Source organism: Streptomyces sp. NPDC059010, assembly GCF_042740355.1.
GTDB lineage: Bacteria > Actinomycetota > Actinomycetes > Streptomycetales > Streptomycetaceae > Streptomyces.
The window spans coordinates 14,258-39,760 of the sequence record NZ_JBHYJA010000001.1; the positions used below are offsets into that span (position 1 = coordinate 14,258).

Consider the following 25,503-nt stretch of genomic DNA (forward strand, 5'->3'; position numbering starts at 1 on the left):
TGATCGTATGCGCCGCATCACGGCTCAACCGCCGGAGGCCTTGGCAGACTGACCTCGTGTCCCAGACTGTTCTCCTCGCCGAAGACGACCGCGCCATCCGCAACGCGCTGGAGCGCGCGCTGACCCTGGAGGGTTACCGGGTCACCGCGGTCGCCGACGGTGTCGAGGCGCTGGCCCAGGCCCATCGCACCCCGCCGGACGTGCTCGTGCTGGACGTGATGATGCCCGGTATCGACGGGCTCCAGGTCTGCCGGGTGCTGCGCGCGGAGGGCGACCGTACGCCGATCCTGATGCTGACGGCGCTGGTGGAGACCCAGGACCGGATCGCCGGCCTGGACGCGGGCGCCGACGACTACGTCGTGAAGCCCTTCGACGTCGAGGAGGTCTTCGCCCGGCTGCGCGCCCTGCTGCGCCGCACCAGCGAGGCGGGCGCCGCCGCCCCCGCCGACGCACCGAGGCAGACCGCCCCCGAGACCCCCGGGGCAGCCGCCGCCCGGCTGATCGAGGCGGCCGGGCTGCGGATGGACCCGCAGGCGCGGCGGGCCTGGCGGGGCGGGCGGGAGCTGGAGCTGACCCGGACCGAGTTCGAGCTGCTGGAACTGCTGGTGCGCAACGCCGGCATCGTCCTCGACCACTCCACCATCTACGACCGTATCTGGGGCTACGACTTCGGCCCCGGCTCCAAGAACCTCGCCGTCTACGTCGGCTATCTGCGCCGCAAGCTCGACCAGCCCGGCGCCCCGGCGCTGATCCACACGGTGCGCGGCGTGGGTTACGTGCTGCGGGAGGACTGAGTGGGCGCGGCCCGCCGAAGGCTCGGGCGCCTGCTGGCCGGACGCCGCCGCAGCGGCCTCGGCACCACCTTCGCCGTGTCCTTCGCGGCCGTGACCGCCGCGGTCACCGTCCTGGTGGGCCTGCTGTCGTACACCGCCGCCGCCCGGCTGGTGCGGGTGGACCAGGAGTCCGTGTTCGACGAGGTCGTGCAGGACCTGCGGGGCGAGGTGCGGCAGCGGTCGATGAACCCGGAGGACTTCTCCTCCTCCGCGCCCGGCCACGATCTCGTACGGCCCGCCCGCACGGACGTCCAGGTGCTGGGCCCGGACGGCGCGGTCGTCGACCCGGGCAGTCCGGGGCTGCCGGTCACGTCCGAGGACCGGCGGATCGCGGCCGACGCGACGGCCGGGCGGATGGTCCAGCACAAGGACGTCGGTGTCGACAGCGACGTCTACCGCGTCGCGACCGTCGCGCTCGGCGGCGGGCGGGGCGCCGTGCAGGTGGCCCAGGAGTTCAGCGACACGGAGGATCTGCTGCGGGCGCTCCAGCAGCGGACCCTGCTGCTGATGGCCGCGGTGGTGACCCTCGCGGGGCTCTTCGGCTGGTGGCTGGCCCGGCGCATCACCCGCCGTCTGGTCGTGCTCACCGCCGCCGCCGAGGACGTCGCCCGCACCCGCCGGCTAGGCATCCAGGTACCGGTCACCGGCTACGACGAGGTCGGCCGCCTGGGCCGCGCCTTCGACCGTATGCTGGGCCGGCTGGCGCAGTCGGAGGAGGACCAGCGGCGGCTGGTGCAGGACGCGGGCCATGAACTGCGTACGCCTCTGACGTCCCTGCGGACGAACATCTCCCTGCTGCGGCGCATAGACGAACTCCCGCCCGCCACCCGCGACGAACTCGTGGCCGACCTGGGCCAGGAGGCACGCGAACTCACCGATCTCGTCAACGAGCTGGTCGACCTGGCGGCCGGGCAGTCCGACACCGAGCCGGTCCAGCAGGTGGACGTCGCCGACATCGCCGAGGAGGTGGCGGGCCTCGCCCGACGGCGCACCGGACGGCGGATCCAGGTCCGTGCGAGCGGCGACACGACGGCGGAGGGCCGGCCGGGGATGCTCCAGCGCGCGGTGACCAACCTCGTGGAGAACGCGGCCAAGTTCGACCGCGACGGCACCGCACCGATCGAGATCAGCGTCGCGGGCCCGGCGCGGCCCGGCACGGTCCGGGTGGAGGTGCTCGACCGGGGGCCGGGCATCGCCGAGGACGACCTGATCCGCGTCTTCGACCGCTTCTACCGGGCCGCCGACGCGCGCTCGCTGCCCGGGTCGGGGCTGGGGCTGTCGATCGTGCGGGAGGTGGCGTTGTCGCACGGGGGTGCGCCGTTCGCCTTCCGGCGGGACGGGGGCGGGACCGTGATCGGGTTCACGGTCGGAGGCTCCGCCTGACCCGCTTCCCTCTCGTGGGCGACCATCTGTGTGGGATCCCGCGCGGCGCCCCCGGGATGCGGGCGTGGGTGTGGGCGTGGGCATATGGCTTGGCTCGGCTCGGGGAGGAGCGTCATCGTGCTGAACGACGTGGAGGCGGCCGTCCTGGCGGAGATCGACGAGGCCGGGATCGGACGGACGCTGCTGGAACTGATCGCGGTGCCGAGCGTGACCGGCAGCGCGGCCGAGTCGGAGTTGCAGCATCTGCTGGCGGGACGGCTGGAGCGGCTCGGACTGGACGTCGACCTGTGGTCCATGGATCTGGCGGCGCTGCGCGGGGATCCCGGGTTCCCGGGGACGGAGGCGGAGCGGGACGAGGCGTGGGGGCTGGCCGGGGTGACGCCGGACGGCGGGGACGGGCCCACGTTCGTCCTGCAGGGCCATGTGGATGTCGTACCGCCCGGTGATCCGGACGCGTGGGACGGCGATCCGTTCGTGCCGAGGGTGACCGGGGATGTCGTACACGGGCGGGGTGCGTGCGACATGAAGGCCGGCCTGGTGGCCCACCTCGCCGCGCTCGCCGCGATACGGGCGGCCGGGGTGCGGCTGCGCGGGCGGGTCGGCGTGCACTTCGTGGTGGGGGAGGAGGACGGCGGCCTCGGCGCCTTCGGCACGCTGCGGCGCGGCCACCGGGGGGACGTCTGTGTCATCACCGAGCCGACCGGCGGCGCGCTGGTCACCGCGAACGCCGGGGCGCTGACCTTCCGGCTCGCCGTGCCCGGCAAGGCGGCGCACGGCAGTGCGCGGGACCAGGGGGTGAGCGCGTTCGACGCGTATCTGCCGCTGCACCGGGCCCTGGGGCGGCTGGAGACCGAGCGCAACCGGGACCCGCATCCGCTGATGGCCGAGCACCCGATCCCGTACGCCCTGTCGGTGGGGACGGTGCACGCCGGGGACTGGGCGAGCAGCGTGCCGGATCTGCTGGTCGCGGAGGGACGGCTGGGGGTGCGGCTGGGGGAGGACCCGGCTGAGGCGCGGGCCGCTTTCGAACGGTGCGTGGCGCGGGCCTGCGCCGACGACCCCTGGCTGCGCGGACATCCGGCGGTGGTGACCTGGCCGGGCGGGCGGTTCGCGAGCGGACGGCTGCCGGAGGGGCATCCGCTGCCGGGGGTGCTGCGGGGCGCGTACGCCGATGCCGTGGGCGCCGCGGAGCCGCGGGAGTGCGGGGCGCCGTACGGGAGTGATCTGCGGCTGTACGCCGGGGCGGGGATACCGACCCTGCAGTTCGGGCCGGGGGACATCCGGGTGGCGCACAGTGCGCGGGAGCGGGTGTCGGTCGCGGAGGTGGTGGGGGTGGCGCGGACGTTGGCGGTCACGGTGCTGCGGACGGTCGGCACCAAGTGAGTGGGGCGTGGGGGTGATCCCAGGTGCCCCTATCGGCGGGTCAGACGGGTGAGGCGGGTGAGCGTGACGCCGTTGGGGAACGCGGTGCGCTCGGCGACTTCGAAGGCGGTGGGGTCGAAGGCGCCGTCGAAGGCCGGGATCCCGGCTCCGGCGACCACCGGGTAGTGCTTGATCACCAGTTCGTCGATCTCGGGCAGGAGCGCGCCGGCGAGCTTGCCGCCGCCGCAGAGCCAGATGCCCAGGCCGGTGCCCTCCTCCCGCTTGAGCTCGCGGACGAGGGCGAGCGGGTCGCCCGGGACGACGGTGACGGCCGGGTCGGCGTCGGGCTTGAGGGTGCTGGAGACCACGTACTGGCGCAGGTGCGCGTACGGGCTGGTGATGCCGTTGTCGAAGGCGGGACGGTAGGCGCCCAGGCCCATGAGGACGGTGTCGAAGTGCCGGTTGGGTATGTCGGTGAGGCCGGCGGCGGCGCGGTAGGCCGTCGGGACGGTCTCGGGGTACAGCGTGTTGGCCCAGGCGCTGTAGGCGGCGCTCTGCCGCTCGTCGCCGGCAGGGAAGAAGTCGTACTCGCCGCCGGGGCCGGCGATGCGCCCGTCGAGCGAGACTGCGATGTAGTAGGTGAGCTTTCGCATTCCTGGTAACCCCATCCGTAGTACTCTCTCTGTAGTGGTTTGAAGGTAGTACTACAACTGGAGTGGTGTCAATGGTGCGACGGAACGACCAGCGGCGGGCCGCCCTCGTCGACGCGGCGATCGAGGTGCTGGCCAGGGAAGGTGCGCGGGGCCTGACCTTCCGGGCGGTGGACGCCGAGGCCGCCGTGCCCGCCGGTACCGCGTCCAACTACTTCGCCAACCGGGACGAACTGTTCACCCAGGCCGGCGCCCGGGTCTATGAGCGGCTCCAGCCCGACGAGGCCACGATCGCCCGCCAGCGGACGGCCGGCCGCGACCGGGAGACGTACGCGGAGCTGATGCGGGAACTCGTCGGCCGGGTGGCCGCCTTCCGCACCGGCTACCTCGCGCTGCTCGAACTGCGCCTGGAGGCCACCCGCCGCCCCGAACTGCGCAAGGTCCTCACCGAGCGGGTCCGCGCCGATGTCGACGCCAACGTCGCCTACCACGAGGCCTCCGGCCTCCCCGGCGACGCCATGGCCGTCAAGCTGCTCATCCTGACCCTGAACTGGCTGATCGTCGAGCAGCTCACCCTGCCGGACGTCTTCACGGAGGCGGAGCGCGAACAGCTGGTGGCGGCGGCGGTCGAGCGCATCGTTACGGACACACCCTGAAAGGGTCCTGTGTCCGTCCGTATGAAGTCCCGTGAAAACAGTCACCGTTGGGCCACCGCTCCGTACACTCCGTGACCGTGTTGACGCTACGGGCCGGGCACGAGGTCGCAGGCCGCCACCTCCTCCAGGAACCCATCGGCCGAGGCGGGATGGGCGTCGTGCGGCAGGCCTGGGACGAGACGCCGCGGCAGACCGTCGCGGTCAAGTGCGCACGGCCGGACGGCGGGCGGGCCGCCAAGAGGCTCAAGAAGGAGGCGCAGTACGCCACGGCCGAGGCGCTGACGGCCGCCGCGCTGAAGAACATCGCCGAACGACTGCCGGAGGAGACGCCGTGACCGCCGGCCGCCGCCCTGACGACCAGGGCCGCAACCGCCCCGCCGAACCGGGCTGCCCTCGCCCCGCCCCCCACGGCCGCCCCCTCCCCGCCACCTACGACAGCCTCGCCCGCGGTGCCTCCGCCACCGACCCCGGCACGCTCTTCGCCCTCGCGCTCGGCGGCGGTATGACGCTGGGCCCCGGCGAGGGCCGTGAGGTGCTGTTCGGGCGCAACCGGCCCGAGGTGCACGTCTGCCTCGGCGAGGACGATCCCCAGGTCGGCCGGCATCAGGGCACGCTCACCCAGCGGGGCGGGCACTGGTGGGTGAGCAACACCGGGCGCCTGCCGATCCGCTGCGCCGGGGGTCGGCTGCTGTTCCGGGGTGAGGAGCCACTTCTCCTCGACCCCGGCTACACGCCGTTGTTCGTCGGCGGTTCACGTGGCCGCGAGCACCTGCTGGAGGTCTTCGTCACGGACGCCGAGGGCGGCCACCGCGCCCCACGGCACGAGGACGTCACCCGGCCGCCCCGGGTCTGGACCCTCTCCGCCGCCGAGCGCCTCGCCCTGGTCGCCCTCGGCCGCCGCTACCTGCTGCACGAACCCCGCCCACAGCCCCTGACCTGGCGACAGACGGCCGCACTACTGACCGACGTGCAGCCGGGGATGACCTGGACGGACAAACGCGTGGAGCACCTGATCAACGGCGTACGCCTGCGACTGTCCCGCGACGGCGTCTCCGGCCTGACCCGGGAGGAGGTGGGCGAGCCGGTCGGCAACGCCCTCAACGACCACCTCATCCGGGCCCTGCTGACCTCCACGACCCTCGTGCCGATGGACCTGGTGCTGATCGACGATGCCTGATCGACGATGCCTGATCGACGGGGCGTGAGCCGAGGGAGGATCCCAGGGCGATGGCCCGTCTCGTCGTACTCAGCCCTCCCACGCGTCCGGCCCGCCGCCCCGCCACTCGATCAGTCCGGACGCCCGCACCCAGTCGTCGTCCACGTCCTCCAGGCCCGCCAGGCGCAGGAACTCGACGACATCGAGCAGTCCGTACGCCATCCCCACGAACCGGTCGTCGACACGGACACGCCGCCCGCCGTCCTCGGCAGGCGGGTAGATCACGATCGGCTGCGCGCTGGCCATGATTCCCAGCGTCGGCGCCGTAGGCAGGACCCGCTACTTGGGATAGCCCTTTGGCGCTAGCCTCGGATCGCATGATCGTATGGCTCAACGGCACCCACGGCGCGGGCAAGACGACGACCAGTGCACTGGTGCAGCAGCTGATCCCGGATTCCCGGGTGTTCGACGCCGAGAAGGTCGGCGAGACGCTCATGGACATCAGGCCGGGGCTGCCCGCGACGGACAACTTCCAGCACTGGCCGCCGTGGCGCCCGCTCGTCGTAGAGACGGCCCGGCGTGTACTCGACTACACCGGCGGCACCCTGGTGGTGCCCATGACCGTCCTGGTCGAGGAGTACTGGCGCGAGATCAGCGCGGGCCTCGCCCAACACGCCATTCCGGTACGGCACTTCGTCCTCCACGCCGACCAGGACACCCTGCGTGGGCGCATCGCGGGGGACACCGTTCTCGGCCCCGACTCCCCGTTCCGGCTCCAGTACCTGAAACCCTACGCCGAGGCCGCCCGCACCTGGCTGCACGCCGAGGCCGAGGTGGTCGACACCACGCACCTCACGCCCGGCCAGGCCGCCCGGCAGATCGTGGCGGCCGTCAAGGGCTGAGGTCAGGCTGAGGTCGGCTCAAGGAGATCGCCGCTTGACGCCCCGTCGCGAAGCTCAACCGGCGTGCAGGATCCGAAAGCGACCGGGCGCTGCCGGATCCCGGTCGACGACCTGGATCGGCGCCCCGGCCCATTGCCACACACTGATGCCCGGCGTCCGGGAGAACTCGACCCGTCCACGGGTGCCCTCGACCGTGACGCGCGGCCAGGACTCGGCGATGCGCGCCCGGTCCGCACCGTGGGAACGCAGCACCTCGGCGAGGACGGCGACCGTGTCGTAGCCCTCGAACGCGACGAAGGAGGGCGCCTCGGCCAGCCGCTCGCGCAGGACCGTCTCCACTCGTGCACCGAGCGGGCTGAGGCGCTCGGGCAGATAGCGCAGGAACGGGATCGCGGCGCCGTCGTCGCCCAGCAGCGTCGCCCATTCGGCGAACTCCGGCTGCCCGGCCGGAGCACCGATCCTGATCCCGGCGAGGCGCGGGTTGCGGCGGACGGACCTGACGATCGGCACGGCCGGTTCCGGGTGGCCGACCAGGAGAAGGAGGGCTGTGGCGCGGCGGTCGACGAGTTCGTCGCACAGGGCCTCGGGGGTGAGCGCGCGCGTGTCGAGTTCGATGACGGTGCCGCCGCGTGGAGCCAGGTGGTCCCGCAGGATGCGGACCCCGGAAGCCCAGTACACGCTCGGCTGGGTTGCCACGGCGATACGGCTGTGGCCCGCGTCGAGCAGGAAGTCGGCGTAGACCTGCCAGCCGCGGGACTGCGGCGGGGAGAGGCGCGCGACCCGGTCCGTCGGCTGGTCGGTGAGCGCGTCGAGCACCGCCGACGAGCACAGGAACGGCAGGCCGAGGGCGTCGGCCCTGGTGGCAGCGGCACGGGCGACGACGCTGTGATACTCCCCCGCCAGCGCCGCCACGCCCAGCTGGGCCAATTCGTCCACGGCCGCGGCGGCCTTCTGCGGATCGGCCGCGGTGTCCCGGACCACCAGCTCCACCGGTCTTCCGCCGCCCCCTCCGGCGTCGTTGACGTCACCGACGGCCAGCTCAAGGCCGGCGAGCAGGTGCCGGCCTGCCTCCGCCCAGCCGGGCCGGGTCAGCGGAACGAGCACACCGATCCGGACGGACGGTCCGTCAGCTCGCCCTGCTCCAGCGGGGGATGACGGCAACTGGGTGATCATGCCGGACATTGCACCCGCCACCGTCGCCGACGGGCAATCGATTATTCGCCTCGTCATCTGTCCGCGACACTCGTCCCTCTCCCGATGCAAGGAGACAGCGCAGCATGAAGACCGCGAAGAGTTCCCTGACGCGTAAGGCCGCCCCGGTCCTGGTCGCGGGTGTGTCCCTGGCCGCGTTCGCCGTGCCCGCGGCCCCCGCCTTCGCGCAGGGGACGCCCGGTTCCGTGGTGGACCGGATCGACGGCACCGTCCGGATTCTCGCCCGCGCCAACGTGGCGAACCACATGAGGGTCGGCCTGGCCGCCAACGGGCACCTGATCGTCGAGGACGACACCCACATCCAGGCGGGCCAGGGCTGCACGATCATGCCCGGCACCGACGACACCGCCGCCGACTGCGGTCCCGCCACCGGATCGGGCGGGGTCACCCGGATCAACGCCGCGCTGGGCAACTTCGGGGACAGCTTCTTCTCCACCGCCCCCATCAACACCAACATCAATGCCGGCACCGGTGGCGACTTCGTCCGCACCGGCTCCGGCAACGACACGATCAACCTCCGCGACGGCGTGATCGGCAACGACGCGGCCGCCTGCGACGGCGGCAACGACGCGGTGGTCGGCAACCTCCGGGACGTGATCACCACGGACTGCGAGCGGCGGGTGAGGTTCTAGGCCGGCAGCCCGCAAGCCTGTCGGTTCGCCCGGTGCGTCAGTCCGTCGCAGGCCGGGTGCGGCGGGCGTACGCGCGTGCCGCTCGGGCGCGGTCGCCGCAGCGGGTGGAGCACCAGTGGCGGCGGCCGTGCCGGAGCAGGTAGCGGTTGCAGGGGGCGGAGCCGCAGGCCGTGAGGCGGTCGGCGTCGGGGGAGGTGAGCAGGTCGGCGGCGTCGGCGGCGAGGGTCGCCAGGGCGTGGTCGACGATCTCGGTGGTGGGGTGCGGGGCCGCGCGGTAGGGGCCGTCCTTGTCGTCCCACCGCAGGAGCGGGGCCGTGGGCACCCTGGTCATCGCGTCGTTCACGGCGGCCAGGGCGGCGGGCAGGGCGGGCAGGGCCGCCACCCGGGAGTCGAACAGGGACCGGATCTGCTCGCGCAGCGAACGCAGCTGGGCGGCGCACATCTCCCGCATACCGGCGTCGACCGGGGCGAGGTCCCGCTCGACGAGCCACTGGTTCGCCGCGGCCGGAGTGCCCAGGAGATCGACGAACTGGCCGCCCGGCAGCGCGATCACGCTGTTGACGAGGGCGAGCGACGGGTACTGCTCCGCCCCCGGCGCGGGCGGGATCGGGGGTTCGGCGGTCTCCGGCGCGGTCGCCATGGCGGTCTCCTTCATGGCCCCATGGTAGGAACCCGGCGCGACCGGGGGTGTCACACCGGGTTCCGGGAGGCGAAGCAGCACTTCGCAGCCCCTCACAGCACCTCACATGTGGACCACCGGTGCCGCGTCGGGGTCGGCCGTGGGTGCGCCGCGCCGGTAGAGGACGAAGCTGATCACCAGTCCGGCGACGAAGAACACCGCCGACCACCAGTACGCGGTGGAGTACGCCTCCAGGCCGGCCTGGGCGAGGACCGCCGGGTCCTTGGGGTTGCGGCCGGACAGGTACTCCGTGGCGGCGCTGGTGGAGAGCGTGTTGAGCAGGGCCGTGCCGAGCGAGCCGCCGACCTGCTGCATCGTGTTCACCGCGGCGGAGGCGACGCCCGCGTCCTCGGCCCGCACCCCGTCCGTGGCCAGGGCCATCGCCGGAGCCATGATCAGACCGAAGCCGAGGCCCGCGACGATCAGCGGCGGCAGGATGTCGGTGGCGTACGCGCTGTCCAGGCCGAGGCCGGTCAGCCAGACCATGGCCGCCGCGGCCAGGCCCATGCCCAGCGGCACGACCGGCTTGGGGCCGATCCGGGGGACCAGCACCGTGGAGGCGAGGGTGGAGGCCAGCATCAGCCCGCCGACCATGGGCAGGAAGGCCAGCCCGGTCTCGATGGGCGTGTAGCCGAGGCTCTGCTGCAGGTAGTAGGTGAGGAAGAGGAAGACCCCGAACATGCCCGCGCCGATCAGCAGCACGGAGACGAACGACGCGCCGCGGTTGCGGTCGAGCAGCACCCGCAGGGGCAGCAGGGGGTGCGAGGCGCGGGTCTGCCACCAGGTGAACGCGGCCAGCAGTACGGCTCCGGCGACCAGGAAGCCCCAGGTGGCGGGGGAGCTCCAGTCGTGGCTCTCGGCGTTGGAGAAGCCGTAGACCAGGCAGAACAGGCCGGAGGAGACGAGCAGGGCGCCCGGGATGTCGATCGTGGCGGACTTGTCGCGGGTGGTGCGCTGCAGCAGGATCACACCGCCGACGAAGGCGACCGCGGCGAAGGCCAGGTTGACGTAGAGGGTCCAGCGCCAGTCGAGGTGCTCGGTCAGGACGCCGCCGAGGAGGAGGCCGACGGCACCGCCCGCCCCGGCGATCGCGCCGTAGACGCCGAAGGCCTTGGCGCGTTCCTTGGCGTCGGTGAACGTCGTCGTCAGCAGTGACAGCGCGGCGGGGGCCAGCAGCGCGCCGAACACACCCTGCGCGGCCCGCGCGACGATGAGCATCTCGAAGCTCCCGGCGGCGCCACCGACGGCGGAGGCTCCGGCGAAGCCGACGAGGCCGACCAGGAAGGTCATCTTGCGGCCGAACAGGTCCGCTATGCGGCCGCCGAGCAGCAGCAGACTGCCGAAGGCGAGCGCGTAGGCGGTGACCACCCACTGCCGGTCCCCGTCGGAGAAGCCCAGGTCCTGCTGTGCCGACGGCAGGGCGATGTTCACGATCGTGCCGTCCAGCACGACCATCAGCTGGGCCAGACCGACGACGGCGAGGATCCACCAGCGATGTCGGGGTGGCGCCTCGGCGGGCGGTGGGGCGGGGGCGGTGGACGTGCCGACGGGAGTGTCGGCGGAGGTCTGGGTCATGACGGGACTCCGAGAGGTCTGACGGTTGTCAGATTGGCCTGACGAGTGTCAGATTAGCTTCCGTCTGACAGGTGTCAAGTAAGCTCCCGGCGAGAGGCGAAGCAGTGAAGGAGGCAGAGGTGGGTGCACGAGCGGAATCCGCACGGAGGCCGGGGCGTCCGGGCGCGGGCACTCCGGCGGTGCCGGACGAGCAGAACATCCTGCACCGCGGGCTCGAAGCCTTCGCGGAGCTGGGCTACGACCATGCCTCGGCGCGCGAGCTGGCCCGCCGGCTGGGCGTCAGCCACAACTTCATCAATGACCGGTACGGATCCAAGGCGGCGTTCTGGCGCGCGGTGGTGGACCACTCGCTGGGGGCGCAGCTGGCGCGCATGCCGCAGGCGGACCCTTCGCTCGACGATGCCGAGCAGCTGCGGCAGATCATCGTCGGCTTCTACCGGACCGCGGCGGACGCTCCCCTGGTCGGACGGCTCTTCGTCAACGAATTCACCCTGGACAGCGAGCGGTTGGACTACCTGTACGAGAACTACATGGCCCCGACCCTGGGGACCATGGGAGGTGTCATCGACCGGCTCGTTGCCGACGGACGCATGGCGGCCGTCCCGATGGACGTGCTCTTCTTCGCCGTGGTCCCTCCCATCTCGGGGATGGTGGAGGTGCCCTTGGCGCGACGCCTGGGCAGGGCCGAGCCGACCTCACCGCAGCAGCTCACCGAGACGGCGCAAACACTGGCGACGCTGGTGGTCAACGGGCTGCTGGCGACGGGAACCAGGGCCTGTCCGGTCGGCGGGGAGTGAAACACCGGACAGGCCCTGGTGGACCGAAGGGGACGTGCGCTCGCTACACCGCCAGCCAGACCGCCTGATCCGGCGCCAGCGTCCCGCCCTCGACGGACCCACTCGTCAGCAGAACCGCCTTGTGCTCCGGCAGCGCACACGCCTCGCCCGACAGGTTCACCACGCACACGAAGCCGGGCTCGCGGCGGAAGGCAAGCACCCCCTCGGGGGCGTCCAGCCAGGTCAGCGCCCCGTCACCGAGGGCCGGTTGCTCGCGGCGCAGGCGCAGCGCGGTGCGGTACAGCTCCAGCATCGACGCCGGATCGCCGCTCTGGGCGGCCACGCTGTACTCGGCCCACCGGGACGGCTGGGGCAGCCACGGTTCGGCGGTCGTGCCGTCGGGGCCGAAGCCGTACGGCGCACTCCGCCCCGACCACGGGATCGGGACCCGGCAGCCGTCGCGGCCGCGCTCGGTGTGGCCGGAGCGTTCCCAGACCGGGTCCTGGAGGACGGACTCGGGCAGGTCCTCGACCTCGGGCAGGCCGAGTTCCTCGCCCTGGTAGACGTAGGCGCCTCCGGGCAGGGCCAGCATGAGCAGGGCCGCGGCGCGGGCGCGGCGGGTGCCCAGGGCGAGGTCCAGGGGGCCCTCGGCGCGGTACGTCTCGTTGGCCACCCAGCGCCGGGTGGGGCTCGGACGGCCGTAGCGGCTGGGATGGCGTACGACGTCGTGGTTGGACAGGACCCAGGTGGCCGGGGCGCCCACCGAGCCGAGCATGGCGAGCGAGTCGTCGATCACCGTGCGCAGGTCCTTGGGGTCCCAAGTCGCCATCAGGAAGTCGAAGTTGAACGCGGTGTGCAGGCCGTCCGGGCGGACGTACGCGGCGAGCCGCTCGGGGGTGTCCGCCCAGGCCTCGGCCACGAAGCAGCGGTCGCCGGGGAACTCGTCGGCCACCTTGCGCCAGGCCCGGTAGACGGCGTGCACCTCGTCGCGGTCCCAGTGCGGGTGGTCGGAGTGCCGGACCGGCTGCCCGTCCTCCGGGTTACTGCGGGGCGGCAGGTCGGGGAGTTCCGGGTGCTTGATCAGGCCGTGGGCGACGTCGATCCGGAAGCCGTCCACACCCCGGCCGAACCAGAAGCGCAGAATCGACTCGAACTCCGCACCGACGTCCGGGTGCTGCCAGTTGAGGTCGGGCTGCTCGGGGGCGAACAGGTGCAGATACCAGTCGCCGTCGGGCAGCCGGGTCCAGGCGGGGCCGCCGAAGCAGGACACCCAGTCGTTGGGCGGCTCGGCGCCGTCGGGGCCGCGGCCGGGGCGGAAGACGTAGCGCTCGCGCTCCGGGCTGCCGGGGCCCGCCGCCAGCGCCGCCCGGAACCAGGCGTGCCGGTCGGAGGTGTGGTTGGGGACGATGTCGGGGATGACGCGGATCCCGTGCTCGTGCGCCTCCTCGATGAGCCGCTCCGCCTCGGCCACGGAGCCGAACAGCGGGTCGATCTCGCGGAAGTCGGCCACGTCGTAGCCGTGGTCGGCCATCGGTGACTTGTACCAGGGGTTGATCCAGATGGCGTCCACGCCGAGGGACTTCAGGTACGGCAGCCTGGAGCGCAGGCCGGCGATGTCGCCGACGCCGTCGCCGTTGCCGTCGGCGAAACTGCGGATGTAGACCTGGTAGATGACGGCGCTGCGCCACCAGGGTGCGGTGGGGGACACGGTTGTGGTGCTCCTCGGTGGTTGAAGGGGGCGTGGCTACTTCGCCGCGCCGGCCGTGAGCCCGGCGACGATACGGCGCTGGAAGACCAGCACCATGACCACCAGCGGGACCGTGACTAGGACGCCGGCCGCCATCTGGCTGCCGAACGGGGTCTCGTACGTCGTCGCGCCGGTGAACTTCGAGATGGCGACCGGTGCGGTCTGCATGCCGGGCTTGTTGGTCATCGACAGGGCGATGAGGAACTCGTTCCAGGCCGCGATGAACGTGATGATCGCGGTGGTGAAGATGCCCGGCGCCGCGAGCGGGATGATGACCTTGCGGAACGCCTGGCCGCGGGTGCAGCCGTCGACCATGGCGGCGTGCTCCAGCTCGTCCGGCATCTGCCGGAAGAACGTGGTCAGGTTCCACACCGCCAGCGGCAGCGCGAAGGACATGCTCGGCACGATCATGGCCTGGTAGGTGTTGATCCAGCCCATGTCCGTGAACAGCTTCAGCAGCGGCACCACGATCGACACCACCGGGAACATCGAGGTGGCGATGATCAGGGTCAGGATCAGCCGCTTGAAACGGAAATCGAGGCGGGCCATCGCGTACGCCGTGAACGTCGCGAGCAGCAGGGCCAGGACGGTCGTGATGCCCGCCACGACCAGGCTGTTGAGCAGCGCCCGGCCGAAGCCCTGCGCGGGGTCGAACACCGCACCGTAGTTCTCGAAGGAGAGCGTGGTGGGCAGGAGCGAGGTGTCGAAGATGTCCGTCGTGCGGCGCAGGCTGGAGACCAGCATCCAGTAGAAGGGGGCCAGGCAGTACGCCACGACCGCGATGACACCGGCGTACAGCAGGCCGCCGCGCCACTTCGCGTTGAGGGTCATGCCGTCACCTCCGTGCGGCGCGACGCGAGGATCCGCCTGTTCTTTCGCCTACGGGTGTGCCCGCCGACGTCGCCGATCAGATCCGCCCCGAGCAGCCGTACGAAGGCCAGCGCGACCAGGAAGACGTAGAGGAAGAGGAGCACCGAGTACGCGGACGCCGGTCCGAAGCGGACGTTGGACGCCTCGTTCTGCGCGAGCATCGACAGGGTCTCCACCGAGCGCTTCTGGGCGCCGACCAGGATGTACGGCAGGTCGAACATGCGCAGCGCGTCCATGCAGCGGAACAGCATCGCCACCAGCAGCGCCGGCTTCACGAGGGGCAGGGTGATGTGCCAGAACTGGCGCGGCGGGCTCGCTCCGTCCATGCGGGCGGCCTCGTAGACCTCCTTGGGGATGACCTGGAGCCCGGCCAGCACCAGCAGCCCGATGAAGGGCGCCGTCTTCCACACCTCGGCGACGATGACCGCGACCTTGGCGTGGAAGCCCTCGGTGGTCCACAGGATCTGATGGCCGATCAGCGCGTTGGCGATGCCGTCGCTGTTGAAGATCCACCGCCACAGCAGACCGGAGATCGCCGTGGGCACCGCCCAGGGGATGAGGATGCCCGCCCGGACCAGGCCGCGGCCCCGGAACGCCTTGTGCATGATCAGGGCCATCGCCACCCCGACCAGCGTCTCCAGGGCGACCGTGACGACGGTGAAGAAGGTGGTGTTCCAGAAGGCGTTCCAGAACCGCTCACCGGCCTCGCCGAAGATGTCGGCGTAGTTGCGCAGCCCGACGAACGGCTCGGTCGCGCTGATGAACCCCGTCTCCGGGTCCAGGCCCTTCGCCCCGTACAGCGACTCGTTCAGCGCCATCAGGGTCGGGTAGAGCACGACGATCGTCAGCACCAGCAGCGTCGGGGAGACCAGCAGCGCGGCCATGCGCGCCGAGCCGGCGGTCGCCCGGGTCTGCTTCCGCGGCTGCTTCACCGGCCCGGAGGGGACCGGAACCGCGTGGCCGGCGGCGGCTTCGGGCGGGGTCTTGGTGTCGGCCATGGCCTGCCTCCTCACTGACCGGTGGACTTCTGCAGCGCCTCCTGCAGGTCCTTCAGTGCCTGCGCGCTGCTCTTGCTCCCGGTCAGCGCGGCATACGCCTCCTGCTGGACCGCCGAGGTCACATCGCCGTACTGCACGACGCGCGGGCGGGGCACGGCGCGCAGGATGGACTCCTTGAGCACCGGCAGATACGGGTACTGCCCGATCAGCGCCTTGTCGTCGTACAGGGAGGCGTACGGCGGGGCCAGGGAGGCCTCCTTGAGGAACGTGGCCGTGTTCTCCTCGTTGCTGAAGAACTTCATGAAGTCCAGGGCCGTGGCCTTGTTCTTCGCGGTGGACGACAGGGCCAGGTTGTGGCCGCCGAGGCTGGAGGAGCCGGGGCCGTCCAGACCGGGCAGCGGGGCGACGGCGTACTCGCCTTTGATGTCGCTCTTGCCGGCCAGGGAGTACACGTAGGGCCAGTTGCGCAGGAAGAGCAGCTTGCCGGACTGGAACGCCTGGCGGCCGTCCTCCTCCAGGTAGGTGATGCCCTCCTTGGGGACCGTCCCGTCCTTGAAGGAGCCGACGAGGAAGTCCAGGCCCTTCCTCGCCTCGGCCGTGTCGACGTCCGGCTTGCCGTTCGCGTCGGTGACGACGCCGCCCGCGGAGTTCACGGCCTCGGAGAAGTTGACGGTCAGGCCCTCGTACTTCTGGAACTGCCCGCCGTAGCACGCCATGCCCTTGCCCTCGGGCAGCTTCTTCACCTTGGCGCAGGCGGCCTTCAACTCGGCCCAGGTGGTGGGGGGTCGGGCGACGCCCGCCTTCTTCAGCAGGTCGGTGCGGTAGTACAGCATGCCGCCGTCGGAGCTGGCCGGGACCGCGTACAGGCCGTCGCGGTACCTGGCCGTCTCCACCACCGGCTTCAGCATCTTCTGCAGCGGGAACTGCTTCTCGGGCAGCCTGTCGATCCACTGGTGGGCGGCGAACTCCGACGTCCACACGACGTCGAGGGAGAGCACCGTATAGGCGTCGGACTTCGTCTCCGCGTTCTGGATCATCTGCTGGCGCTGCGCGTCCGCGTCCGTCGGCAGCTGGATGAAGGTGACCTTCTCCTTCGGGTGCAGCTTGTTCCAGCGGTCGAGCATCGGCTGCACCGCGCCGGTGGTGTCCTTGCCCGCCACGTACGTGATGGGGCCGCGGCCCTCGAACGCCGCCGCCCCGGCGGCCTGCCCGGAGCCGTCGCCGTCGGACGAGCCGCAGGCGGTGAGGAGGAGCGCGCCGACGGCGAGTATGCCCACGGACTGAAACGCTCTGGTGGTTGTGGTCTTCACGGTGTCTCCTGGTCGTACGTGGCCATCTGTCCCTGTTGTCAGACCGCGTTGTCACGGCTGTCATGAGATCAAAATTGCAGGTCAAGCCCCTTGTAAGCGGCTCACTGGAGTGGTGCATGACCCCGTCGTGACAACGCTTGCAAGCTAGGGGGCGTATTTGCCGGAAGTCAATGCGTTACTACGCGGTAATACGCTGATGAAGATGCTTTCCAGTGCATGAAAGCGCTGTCACGAAACGCCCCGCGGAACGTGCCGCCTGTGCTACCGTCCGCTCATGCCACCAGCTCAGCGGCACCCCACGATGGCTGACGTAGCCGAACGGGCCGGGGTCTCCACATCGACCGTCTCGCGCACTCTGCGCGGCATGTCCACCGTCTCTCCCGAGGTCCGCGCCCGCGTCGAGCAGGCCGCGCGCGAGCTGAACTTCGCCGTGTCCAGACAGGCTGCAAGCCTTGTCACGGGCAAGACCGGGAACGTCGCCGTGATGGTGCCCACACTCCGGTCGTGGTTCATGGGAGCCGCCCTGTCCAGCCTCGCCCCGCTGCTGCGCGCGGCCGGCCTGGAGCTGAACGTCTACGTGATCCCCGACATGGCCGCGCGCACCTCGTTCTTCGAGCACCTGCCGGCCCGGCGCAACGCCGACGCGCTGCTGGTCTTCTGCTTCGACCTCACCGACGCGGAGACCGTCAGCCTGGACAACCTCGGCATGCCGGTGATCTATGTCAGCCAGCATGTCGAGGGGCGCCCGAGCGTCTACGTCGACGACGTGGCCGCCGCCGTGCACGGCACCCGGCACCTGCTCAACCTCGGCCACCGGCGGATCGCCTTCCTCCAGACGATCGGCGCCAGCGGCTTCTCCTTCAGCTCCCAGGAACGGCTGCTCGGCTACCAGCAGGCCCTCGCCGAAGCGGGCCTTCCCCTCGACGACGACCTGGTGGTCGCCACCGAGGTCGGCGACAAGCGCGGTGCCGCCGAGGCGGTGGGCAAGCTCCTGAGCCTGCGCGAGCCGCCCACCGCGCTCTTCGCCGAACAGGACGAGGTCGCCGTCGCCGCCGTCTGGACCCTGCGCAGAGCACAGATCCCGGTGCCCGGCCATGTCTCCGTCCTCGGCTTCGACGACCAGCCCGTCGCCGACTGGTTCGACCTGTCCACCGTGGCCCAGTCGCCCGCCGACATGGGCCGCAAGGCCGGCGAACTCGCCCTCGCCCTCATCGACGACTCCGACGCGGACCACGTCCGGCACGTCGTCCTGCCCACCCACCTGATCCCACGAGAGACCACGGCCCCGCCGCCCGCACCGCCGGGCGATGACGTCCGGGACATCTGAACTCCGGGGAGGGGAGGGGTACATGGGGCAGGAGCAGCAGATCGATCAGGAGCGGCACGTGGGCCAGGGGCAGCACATGGGCCAGGGCCAGGGGCGGCACATGGATCGGCTGAGCGCGGTTTCCTGGCAGGAGGCGGCCTGGCTCAACGAGCCCCGGCGCACCGGGCTCGACGGGACCGACCTCCTCGTCACCGCACGCGCCCGCTCCGACTTCTGGCGCACGACGAGCTACGGCTTCGTCCGCGACGACGGTCACGCCCTGCTCCGCGCCTTCCCGCAGGACCGCGCCACCGAGGAGGGCCTGGAGGTGCGGTTCACCGGATTCGCGCGGGGGCCGGCGGACGCGGCGCTGCATCTGCCGTAGGGCCAGGGCTGTCGTCGTAGGGCGTAGGGCTACGGCTGTCGTGCGACCCCGAGGACGTCGAGCATCGCCCGGGTGGCCGGGCTGGGGTTGAAGCGGCTCCACGCCAGATACTCGATGCGATGCGGTCCGTCGACGACCGGGACCAGCGCCAGTTCGGGGTCCCGGGCGGCCAGCGGCCGGACGTATGCCGACGGCAGCAGCGCGATGCCGAGCCGCCGCGCGACCAGCCGGGTGATCAGCTCGACGACTCCGGCCTGGTAGGCGACGTCGCGAGCCAGGCCCGCCGCGGCGAACGCCTGGTCGGACTGGGCCCGGGCGGGGGTGCCGTCCATGAAGTCCACGAACGTCTCGTCGGCGATCTCCCGCAGTCCCACCCGGCGGGCGCCCGCGAGCCGATGACCGGCCGGCACCACCAGCACATGCTCGTCGTGATCGAGGACGACGGTCTCCACACCGGCCGGCCCCTCGCCCTCCGGCAAGCCGATGAAGGCGATGTCCAGGTCGCCGTCCCGGATCGCGGCCACCATCTCGTCGCTGCGTCCGGAGCGGAGGATCACCTGCACCTCCGGGTGCTTGGCGCGATACCGCTGCAACAGCTCCGGTACGTCCACCGCGGCCGCGGTCACGATCACACCGACGGCGAGCCGGCCCCGTACGACGCCGGTCGCCGCGGCGGCGTCGGCGACCGCGCGGTCGGCCGCGGCCAGGCACTCGCGGGCCCCGGCGAGGAACGCCTCTCCGGCGCCGGTCAGCTCGACGCGGCGGCTTGAGCGGGCGAAGAGTCTGACCCCGAGCTCCCGTTCCAGACCGGCGATCCGATGGCTCAGTGACGACTGCACCACGGAGCAGCGCTCGGCGGCGCGGGTGAAGTTGCGGGTTTCGGCGAGGGCTACGACGTAGCGCATCTGCTGCAGGTCCACGGATCCATCGTTCTGCTTCATGGCTTGCATGGCAAACATGCTTTGGAGTCATGGCTCCGCAGGCCGAGACTTCCTCACATGCCCAACACAGCCAACCCACCCAACACGCCCGGCACCTCTGTACCGACCGGGCGGTCACCGGCCGCCGGCCCGCCACGGACGCCGTCCGCGCAGCAGCTGGCGACCACCGCGCTGACCGCACTCGCCCCCGCCTCCTGGGGCACCACCTACTTCGTCACCACGGAACTTCTCCCGCCCGGGCACCCGCTCTTCGCCGGGCTGATGCGCTCCCTGCCCGCCGGACTGCTGGCGCTGGCGATCACCCGGGTGCTGCCGCGCGGCGACTGGTGGTGGCGGGTCGCCGTCCTCGGCGCGCTCAACATCAGTGGGCTCCCCCTGCTGTTCGTGGCCGCCGAACGACTCCCCGGCGGGGTCGCCGCCACCCTCGGCGCCGCCCAGCCGCTGCTGGTCGCCGGTCTGGCCGTCGCGGTGCTGCACGACCGGCCGACGGTCTGGCGACTGGCCTGGGGCGTCCTCGGCGTGCTCGGCGTCGGCCTGGTCGTCCTCGGTCCACAGGCCCGGCTGGACACCGTCGGCGTACTCGCCGGCCTCGGCCATACGGCGACCATGGCCGCCGGCGTCGTCCTCACCAAGCGGTGGGGGCGCCCCTCGGGAGTGGGTCCGCTGACCCTGGCGGGCTGGCAACTGACGGCCGGCGGGCTGCTGTTGCTCCCGTTCACGCTGGCGTTCGACGGGGCGCCGGAGCGGGTGGATGCCGGGGCGGTGGCGGGTTACCTGTGGCTCGGCAGCATGGGTGGGTTGATCGCGTACACGCTGTGGTTCCGGGGCATCGCGCGGCTGCCGGTCGGTGCGACGGCGCCGCTGGTGCTGCTGTCTCCGCTCGTCGCGGCCGGTATCGGGGCGGCCGCGTTGGAGGAGTCGCTGAGTCTGCTTCAGTCGTGCGGTTTCGCGCTTGCGCTGGCTGCGTTGCTTGCGGGGCAGAGGGATGCGCCGGGGGTGCGGGGGATGTCGGGTGCGCGGGGTGCGCGGGGTGTGTGGCGTGTGTCGGGTGTGCTGGGTGTTCTGGGTGTGCTGATTCGGGGAGGGCGGGTTCGGTGAGGACGGGGTCGGGGAGTGCTGGTTCGGTGAGGGCGGATTCGGTGAAGGCGGGTTCAGTGAGGGCGGGTTCAGTGGGGTCGGGCATGACGATCGCCGTGCTGGGTGCCACCGGGATGGTCGGCAGCCGGGTGATCGGCGAGGCCGGTGCGCGTGGGCATCGGGTGCTGGCGCTGTCGCGGAGGGCCGTGAGCGACGTCGGCCATGACTCGGGCCGTCAGGTGACGCCGGTCGCGGTCGACGCGAGCGACTCGGACGCCGTACGCGAGGCGCTCGGCTCCGTGGAGGGCTCCGTGGACGCGGTCGTGGTGACCGTGCGGACCGATCCGGTCGATCAGGGGTTCCTGGTCGGCATGACCCGCTCGGCGCTGGATGCCGCCGCCCGGCTCGGGGCGCGCGTCCTGGTGGTCGGTGGCGCCGGCGCGTTGCGCAGCCCTGGCAACCCGGAGCTGTTGGTCGCGGACAACCCCGCGTATGTGCCCGCCGGGCTGAAGCCGATCGCCGCCGCCGGGGTCGCCCAGTTGCGGACGTGCGAGACGCACGCCGACGCGGACTGGGTCTACCTGAGCCCGCCGGCCCTGCTGGAGCCCGGCGAACGGACCGGCCGCTACCGGCGAGGCACCGACACCCTGCTCACCGGCGCCGACGGCCGGTCGTGGATCAGTGCGGAGAACCTGGCGGTGGCCGTCGTCGACGAACTGGAGGCCCCTGGCGTCGAGCGGCACATCACGGTCGCCCACTAGGGCCGGCGTGACGCTCGAACGGTCGGGATCGACGCCCGAACGGCCGGGACCGTCGCTGTGGCCGCCATGGCTGCCATGGTCGCTATGGTGGACTCAAGCGGACAGTAGTCCGGTACTGAAGAGTGCCTTGGCGGAGCGAGGGTGCCTTGGTGGAGCAGGGGAGGAGTGCCGGTGGGATCCAGGAGTGACGCCCCGCAGCGCTCGGACGCGCAGCGCAATCGCGAGCGCATTCTGGAGGTCGCGCTGGCCGAGTTGTCGCGCTCTCCGGATGCCCCGTTGAGTGTGATCGCCAAGAAGGCCGGGGTCGGGCAGGGCACGTTCTATCGCAACTTCCCCAACCGTGAGGCGCTCGTCCTTGAGGTCCATCGGCATGAGGTGCGGCAACTCACCGACAGCGCCGAGGAATTGGTGCGGACGCGGGAGCCCGATCGGGCGCTGCGCGAGTGGATGGACGGCCTCGCGCACTTCGCCATGGCCAAGTCCGGTCTGGCCGACGCCCTGCGGCAGGCGACGAGTGCGACGGGTGGTCCGGCGCGGCCCGGCTACTCGCTGGTCGTCGCCGCCATCGGGACCCTGCTCGACGCCAACCACGAGGCCGGCACCATCCGGCCCGGCGTCACCCCCGACGACTTCATCCTCGCCATCGCCGGCATCTGGCAGATCGACCCCGAGGGGGACTGGCGGACGCAGTCGACACGGTTGCTGGACATCGTGATGGACGGTTTGCGGGCGGGGGCTCCTGGGCGGGCGTGACGGAGCCGTCCGGGCCGGAGCGCTTGCTAAGCGGACAGCTGTCCGTTACGTTCTTCTCGTAGCGGACAGCTGTCCGCTACGCTCTCCCGCCCCCATCCCCGCCCCGCCTCGGAGGCCCCCGTCATGAAACTCCTCGTCCTCGGCGCGACCGGCCCCACCGGTCGCCACCTCGTCGATCTGGCCGTGCGATCCGGTGACTCCGTCACGGCCCTGGTGCGCAACCCGGCGGGCCTGGGCGACCTCGCCGACCGGGTCACGGCCGTCACCGGCGACGCCACCTCGCCCCGAGACGTCTCCGCCGCCGCTGCCGGACACGACGTGATCGTCTCCGCGCTCGGCCGGGGCAACTCCGTCCGCGCCGACGGCCTCTTCACGCGAGCCTCGGAGGCCGTGATCGGTGCGGCGCGCGACAACGGCGTATCGCGCCTCGTGTGGCTGTCGTCGTTCGGCGTCGGGCACACCTTCGCGTGGTCCAGCACCGCGCAGAAGCTGATCTACAGCACCCTGCTCCGGTCGCTCTACGCCGACAAGGCGATCGCGGACGAGCGCATCCGCGTCAGCGGGCTGGACTGGACCGTCGTCCTGCCGACCAAGCTGACGCACGGCCCCGCCAAGGGCGCCTTCCTCGCGGACGACCGGCTGCCGATGAAGGGCAACCCGTCGATCAGCCGGGCGGACGTCGCCGCCTTCATGCACCGGGCGGCGCACGGCGGCGAGTGGATCCACCGCAGCCCGGTCATCACCGACTGACGCCGTGGCGGGCCGGCTCACCAGTTCTTCGCGGCGGCCAGCAGACGCTCACGGACGACCGTCACGTGCGGGTTGATGGAGCTGCCCGGGCGTTGGACGAGGAAGGAAGGGTTGATCGGCGGGTCCTCGGGCCGGTGCAGCAGCCGGAGCGCGCCGGAGGCGAGGTCGCTGCGGCACAGATAACTGGGCAGGACGCTCCAGCCGACGCCCGCGAGCACCGCCGTAAGGACACCGCGCAGGTCGGGGAAGGTGATCGCGGCCTCGGCGTGCAGACGGCGGTCGAAGACGTGGCGCCAGTAGCGGCGGACGATGGGCAGGTCGTCGGCGTAGGCGATCAGCGGGAGGCCCTCCAGCGCGGCGCGCAGCTCCTGCCCCTCCTGCCCCTCCTGCCTCTCCTGACCCTCCTGACCCTTGAGCCGTTCGGCCCACACAGGGGCGGCGACCAGGACGAACTCCTCGTCTTCGAGGAGCTCCGCGTGCAGCGTCCGGCCGCGCGGCCGCCGAGTGGCGACGACGAGGTCATGGCGCCCGGCCCGCAGCTCCTCCAGCAACGGTTCGGTCAGTCCCACGGCCACCCGCAACCGGACGCCCTGCTCGACCAGCGGGGCCAGCGCCTTGAGGCCGACCTCGCTCAGAAACTCCGCGGGCCCCGCCAGATGCACCGGCGCCACCGTGTCGCCCGGCTCCTCGCCGGTGATGGCGGCCAACCGGTCGAGGGGCGCAGACAACTGTGTGGCGAGTTCGTCGGCATGGGGCAGCGGCGCCACGCCGTGCGCCCGGCGCTCGAACAGTTCGCGGCCCAGACGCTTCTCCAGCGCCCGGATCTGCGTGGTGACGGTGGACTGCGACAGGCCCAGCCGACGCGCGGCGGCGGTGAAGGAGCCAAGGCGGTGCACGGCGAGGAAGGTGCGCAGCAGGTTCAGGTCGACTGGCCCGACCCCATGGGTGTCCTGACGGGCGTCCCGATGGGTGCCCCGACGGGCGTCCCCATGGGTGTCCGGATGGGTCTCCTGATCGCTCACGGCTTCGAGCCTACGAGGTGCGCGGGGAGGCCGGTGTGCGCGCCCACCGTCCCCGACCGGGACGTCCACCCGGCCACCCACCGGGGCATCGGCCGGGGCATCAACCGGGGCATCGGTTCGCCGATACCTGGTATCGGGGGCTTCATTGGCGTGGCTGCGTCACCGGCACTAGGTTCGAGAGCGGGAGTACGGCCGCTCCATCCGATTCCACCACCGGTACGGAAATCTGGCGCCGCGTCTGCGGGCGCCCCCCGACCACCCCTGCTTTCCCTAGGAGACCCCCACCATGTCGAAGATCCTTTTCGTGCTGACCGGCGCGGACCACTGGACGCTGGCCGACGGCACCAAGCACCCGACCGGCTTCTGGGCCGAGGAGGCCGTCGTCCCCTACGAGGCGTTCACGGCGGCCGGCCACGAGGTCGTCGTCGCGACGCCGGGCGGTGTCGTACCGCCGCTGGACCAGGGCAGCCTGGCGCCGCAGTTCAACGGCGGTGAGGAGGGCGCGAAGAGGATGGCGGACGCAGTCGCCTCGATGAGCGAGATCAAGCGCCCCATCAGCCTGGAGGACGTCGACCTCGCCGACTACGCGGCCGTCTACTACCCCGGTGGCCATGGCCCGATGGAGGACCTGGCCGTGGACGCCACGTCCGGCAAGCTCCTCATCGACGCCCTCGCCTCCGGGCGTCCGCTCGGCGTGGTCTGCCACGCCCCGGCCGCGCTCCTGGCCGCCACCCTGCCCGACGGCGGCAACGCCTTCGCGGGCTACCGGCTCACCGGCTTCAGCAACGCCGAGGAGACCCAGGCCGGCCTCGCGGCGGGCGCGAAGTGGCTGCTGCAGGACCGTCTGGTCGAGATCGGCGCGGACTACGACGAGGGCGAGGCGTGGGCCCCGCACGTGGTGGTCGACCGCAACCTGATCACCGGCCAGAACCCCGCCTCCGCCGGACCGGCCGCGGCCGAGATGCTCAAGAACCTGACCTGACCCACCGAACCACCGCTCCCGGCACCGCCAGTTGTGCGGTGCCGGGAGCTTCGTCAGCGGGACCCGTCTGCCCCGTCAGCTGTGCGGTGCCAGGAACCTCGCCGGCAGGACCCGCCCGCCCGCACCCGCGCCCAACAGGCCCGCCACCGTGCAGATGAGGCTGAGCGCGAGGGCGCGGGCTGCGCGCTCGAAGGCGACACACAAAAAGGGCGGGGTCCGAAAACCCCGCCCGCACGTCGTGACATCCCAGGTCAGGGCCACACCAGGCAATACGGCTGATGCCCCGCCTCATGCAGGCGGTGGCTGAAGTCCTGCCACTCGTGCAGCAACTGGTACACGTTGAACGCATCCCGGGGCCCGCCCCGGTCCGGCACCGTCGACCAGATGAAAGCGGCCGCGCCCACCGCTTCCTCTCCTATGCCCCGCAGCGGATCCACCACCGTCATCGGCAGCTTGACCACCGCGTAGTCGGGGTGAAGGACGACCAGTTCCAGCGGGGGGACCTTGTGCAGGGGGACGCCCTCGATGCCGGTGAGGACCATCGCGGCCATCGTCTCCGGCTTGATCTTGGTGAACATGCCGTTCATGCCGAGTTCGTCGCCGCCGAGTTCTTCGGGGCGCATCGAGATCGGGACGCGGGCCGCGGTCGCACCGTCGGGCGCGCCGAAGTACTTGTACGTCACCCCCACCCGACCACCATTCCTGCTCGACCTCAGCCGATCGACACGTCGATCGGCCGCCCGCTCTGATTCATTCGGTACACCCGGCATATCCGGTACTACGTG

General features: G+C 71.7%; 28 protein-coding genes. 16 read left to right on the forward strand and 12 right to left on the reverse strand.

Going from position 1 to position 25,503, the window contains the following annotated elements; translation table 11 throughout:
• Positions 1–56: 56 nt before the first annotated feature.
• The 3 genes from ACFWYS_RS00085 (at position 57) to ACFWYS_RS00095 (ending at position 3,599) form a co-directional block, all read left to right on the forward strand.
• Entirely contained in the window at positions 57–794 is a 738-nt protein-coding gene (locus ACFWYS_RS00085; protein ID WP_384761532.1) for a response regulator transcription factor, read from the forward strand.
• Positions 795–2,216 carry an ATP-binding protein gene (locus ACFWYS_RS00090; protein WP_384761534.1) on the forward strand — a complete coding sequence of 474 codons (1,422 nt, stop codon included), beginning with the start codon at positions 795–797 and terminating at the stop codon, positions 2,214–2,216.
• 84 nt (positions 2,217–2,300) lie between these two features.
• On the forward strand, positions 2,301–3,599 hold the full coding sequence (locus ACFWYS_RS00095) for an ArgE/DapE family deacylase (RefSeq protein WP_384761536.1): 1,299 nt from the start codon (positions 2,301–2,303) through the stop codon (positions 3,597–3,599).
• A gap of 29 nt (positions 3,600–3,628) precedes the next feature.
• Here ACFWYS_RS00095 and ACFWYS_RS00100 read toward each other — a convergent pair whose 3' ends face one another.
• Entirely contained in the window at positions 3,629–4,231 is a 603-nt protein-coding gene (locus tag ACFWYS_RS00100; protein WP_384761538.1) for a dihydrofolate reductase family protein, read from the reverse strand.
• Positions 4,232–4,302: 71 nt separating this feature from the next.
• On the opposite strand from ACFWYS_RS00100, the gene ACFWYS_RS00105 reads away from it, so the two are divergent.
• The 3 genes from ACFWYS_RS00105 (at position 4,303) to ACFWYS_RS00115 (ending at position 6,061) form a co-directional block, all read left to right on the forward strand.
• Entirely contained in the window at positions 4,303–4,884 is a 582-nt protein-coding gene (locus tag ACFWYS_RS00105) for a TetR/AcrR family transcriptional regulator (protein WP_384761540.1), read from the forward strand.
• A gap of 71 nt (positions 4,885–4,955) precedes the next feature.
• Positions 4,956–5,219, forward strand: coding sequence for a hypothetical protein (locus ACFWYS_RS00110; protein WP_384761542.1), 264 nt, complete (start codon positions 4,956–4,958; stop codon positions 5,217–5,219).
• Complete coding sequence (locus ACFWYS_RS00115) at positions 5,216–6,061, forward strand: FHA domain-containing protein (protein WP_384761544.1); 846 nt, start codon at positions 5,216–5,218, stop codon at positions 6,059–6,061. Before ACFWYS_RS00110 ends, ACFWYS_RS00115 begins: the two co-directional genes overlap by 4 nt.
• 69 nt (positions 6,062–6,130) lie before the next feature.
• On the opposite strand, the gene ACFWYS_RS00120 is transcribed toward ACFWYS_RS00115, so the two are convergent.
• A complete protein-coding gene (locus ACFWYS_RS00120; RefSeq protein WP_384761545.1) occupies positions 6,131–6,346 on the reverse strand; it encodes a hypothetical protein in 216 nt (71 codons plus the stop codon).
• A gap of 71 nt (positions 6,347–6,417) precedes the next feature.
• On the opposite strand from ACFWYS_RS00120, the gene ACFWYS_RS00125 reads away from it, so the two are divergent.
• Positions 6,418–6,942, forward strand: a complete 525-nt coding sequence (locus ACFWYS_RS00125) for an AAA family ATPase (RefSeq protein ID WP_384761547.1) — start codon at positions 6,418–6,420, stop codon at positions 6,940–6,942.
• Positions 6,943–6,996: 54 nt separating this feature from the next.
• Here ACFWYS_RS00125 and ACFWYS_RS00130 read toward each other — a convergent pair whose 3' ends face one another.
• Complete coding sequence (locus ACFWYS_RS00130; RefSeq protein ID WP_384761549.1) at positions 6,997–8,115, reverse strand: ABC transporter substrate-binding protein; 1,119 nt, start codon at positions 8,113–8,115, stop codon at positions 6,997–6,999.
• A gap of 104 nt (positions 8,116–8,219) precedes the next feature.
• On the opposite strand from ACFWYS_RS00130, the gene ACFWYS_RS00135 reads away from it, so the two are divergent.
• Positions 8,220–8,786: a hypothetical protein gene (locus tag ACFWYS_RS00135; protein ID WP_384761551.1), complete on the forward strand. Its 567-nt coding sequence runs from the start codon at positions 8,220–8,222 to the stop codon at positions 8,784–8,786.
• A gap of 37 nt (positions 8,787–8,823) precedes the next feature.
• Here ACFWYS_RS00135 and ACFWYS_RS00140 read toward each other — a convergent pair whose 3' ends face one another.
• Together ACFWYS_RS00140 and ACFWYS_RS00145 are read right to left on the reverse strand one after the other, a co-directional pair.
• Positions 8,824–9,441: an ABATE domain-containing protein gene (locus ACFWYS_RS00140; protein ID WP_384761553.1), complete on the reverse strand. Its 618-nt coding sequence runs from the start codon at positions 9,439–9,441 to the stop codon at positions 8,824–8,826.
• Between the two features lie 87 nt (positions 9,442–9,528).
• Positions 9,529–11,040 carry an MFS transporter gene (locus ACFWYS_RS00145; RefSeq protein WP_384761555.1) on the reverse strand — a complete coding sequence of 504 codons (1,512 nt, stop codon included), beginning with the start codon at positions 11,038–11,040 and terminating at the stop codon, positions 9,529–9,531.
• Between the two features lie 119 nt (positions 11,041–11,159).
• Here ACFWYS_RS00145 and ACFWYS_RS00150 point away from each other — a divergent pair, with 119 nt between their 5' ends.
• Positions 11,160–11,837: a TetR/AcrR family transcriptional regulator gene (locus ACFWYS_RS00150; protein WP_384761557.1), complete on the forward strand. Its 678-nt coding sequence runs from the start codon at positions 11,160–11,162 to the stop codon at positions 11,835–11,837.
• 43 nt (positions 11,838–11,880) lie between these two features.
• Here ACFWYS_RS00150 and ACFWYS_RS00155 read toward each other — a convergent pair whose 3' ends face one another.
• Genes ACFWYS_RS00155 through ACFWYS_RS00170 form a run of 4 tightly spaced genes read right to left on the reverse strand, consistent with a single transcriptional unit; the run spans position 11,881 to position 16,741 of the window.
• Entirely contained in the window at positions 11,881–13,524 is a 1,644-nt protein-coding gene (locus ACFWYS_RS00155; protein ID WP_384761559.1) for a glycoside hydrolase family 13 protein, read from the reverse strand.
• A gap of 36 nt (positions 13,525–13,560) precedes the next feature.
• On the reverse strand, positions 13,561–14,394 hold the full coding sequence (locus ACFWYS_RS00160; protein ID WP_384761561.1) for a carbohydrate ABC transporter permease: 834 nt from the start codon (positions 14,392–14,394) through the stop codon (positions 13,561–13,563).
• Complete coding sequence (locus tag ACFWYS_RS00165; protein ID WP_384761563.1) at positions 14,391–15,431, reverse strand: carbohydrate ABC transporter permease; 1,041 nt, start codon at positions 15,429–15,431, stop codon at positions 14,391–14,393. Before ACFWYS_RS00165 ends, ACFWYS_RS00160 begins: the two co-directional genes overlap by 4 nt.
• Positions 15,432–15,442: 11 nt before the next feature.
• Positions 15,443–16,741 carry an ABC transporter substrate-binding protein gene (locus ACFWYS_RS00170; protein WP_384761565.1) on the reverse strand — a complete coding sequence of 433 codons (1,299 nt, stop codon included), beginning with the start codon at positions 16,739–16,741 and terminating at the stop codon, positions 15,443–15,445.
• A 301-nt stretch (positions 16,742–17,042) separates the two neighbouring features.
• Here ACFWYS_RS00170 and ACFWYS_RS00175 point away from each other — a divergent pair, with 301 nt between their 5' ends.
• Both ACFWYS_RS00175 and ACFWYS_RS00180 read left to right on the forward strand, forming a co-directional pair.
• Entirely contained in the window at positions 17,043–18,068 is a 1,026-nt protein-coding gene (locus ACFWYS_RS00175; protein ID WP_384762205.1) for a LacI family DNA-binding transcriptional regulator, read from the forward strand.
• 22 nt (positions 18,069–18,090) lie between these two features.
• Entirely contained in the window at positions 18,091–18,432 is a 342-nt protein-coding gene (locus ACFWYS_RS00180) for a DUF1349 domain-containing protein (protein ID WP_384761566.1), read from the forward strand.
• A 29-nt stretch (positions 18,433–18,461) separates the two neighbouring features.
• Here ACFWYS_RS00180 and ACFWYS_RS00185 read toward each other — a convergent pair whose 3' ends face one another.
• A complete protein-coding gene (locus ACFWYS_RS00185) occupies positions 18,462–19,352 on the reverse strand; it encodes a LysR family transcriptional regulator (protein ID WP_384762207.1) in 891 nt (296 codons plus the stop codon).
• Between the two features lie 78 nt (positions 19,353–19,430).
• On the opposite strand from ACFWYS_RS00185, the gene ACFWYS_RS00190 reads away from it, so the two are divergent.
• The 4 genes from ACFWYS_RS00190 to ACFWYS_RS00205 all read left to right on the forward strand — a co-directional run bounded on the left by ACFWYS_RS00190 (position 19,431) and on the right by ACFWYS_RS00205 (position 22,714).
• Positions 19,431–20,471: an EamA family transporter gene (locus ACFWYS_RS00190; protein WP_384761568.1), complete on the forward strand. Its 1,041-nt coding sequence runs from the start codon at positions 19,431–19,433 to the stop codon at positions 20,469–20,471.
• An 83-nt stretch (positions 20,472–20,554) separates the two neighbouring features.
• A complete protein-coding gene (locus tag ACFWYS_RS00195; protein WP_384761570.1) occupies positions 20,555–21,211 on the forward strand; it encodes an NAD(P)-dependent oxidoreductase in 657 nt (218 codons plus the stop codon).
• 171 nt (positions 21,212–21,382) lie between these two features.
• Positions 21,383–21,964 carry a TetR/AcrR family transcriptional regulator gene (locus tag ACFWYS_RS00200; RefSeq protein ID WP_384761572.1) on the forward strand — a complete coding sequence of 194 codons (582 nt, stop codon included), beginning with the start codon at positions 21,383–21,385 and terminating at the stop codon, positions 21,962–21,964.
• A 123-nt stretch (positions 21,965–22,087) separates the two neighbouring features.
• Positions 22,088–22,714: an NAD(P)-dependent oxidoreductase gene (locus tag ACFWYS_RS00205; RefSeq protein ID WP_384761574.1), complete on the forward strand. Its 627-nt coding sequence runs from the start codon at positions 22,088–22,090 to the stop codon at positions 22,712–22,714.
• A 17-nt stretch (positions 22,715–22,731) separates the two neighbouring features.
• On the opposite strand, the gene ACFWYS_RS00210 is transcribed toward ACFWYS_RS00205, so the two are convergent.
• Positions 22,732–23,637 (reverse strand): LysR family transcriptional regulator, encoded by a 906-nt coding sequence (locus tag ACFWYS_RS00210; protein ID WP_384762209.1) that lies wholly within the window; start codon positions 23,635–23,637, stop codon positions 22,732–22,734.
• A gap of 385 nt (positions 23,638–24,022) precedes the next feature.
• Between ACFWYS_RS00210 and ACFWYS_RS00215 the strand changes: the two genes are divergently transcribed.
• A complete protein-coding gene (locus ACFWYS_RS00215; RefSeq protein WP_384761576.1) occupies positions 24,023–24,718 on the forward strand; it encodes a type 1 glutamine amidotransferase domain-containing protein in 696 nt (231 codons plus the stop codon).
• Positions 24,719–24,969: 251 nt separating this feature from the next.
• Here the strand turns inward: ACFWYS_RS00215 and ACFWYS_RS00220 are convergent, their stop codons facing one another.
• Positions 24,970–25,407 (reverse strand): hypothetical protein, encoded by a 438-nt coding sequence (locus tag ACFWYS_RS00220; RefSeq protein ID WP_003974483.1) that lies wholly within the window; start codon positions 25,405–25,407, stop codon positions 24,970–24,972.
• Positions 25,408–25,503: the final 96 nt, after the last annotated feature.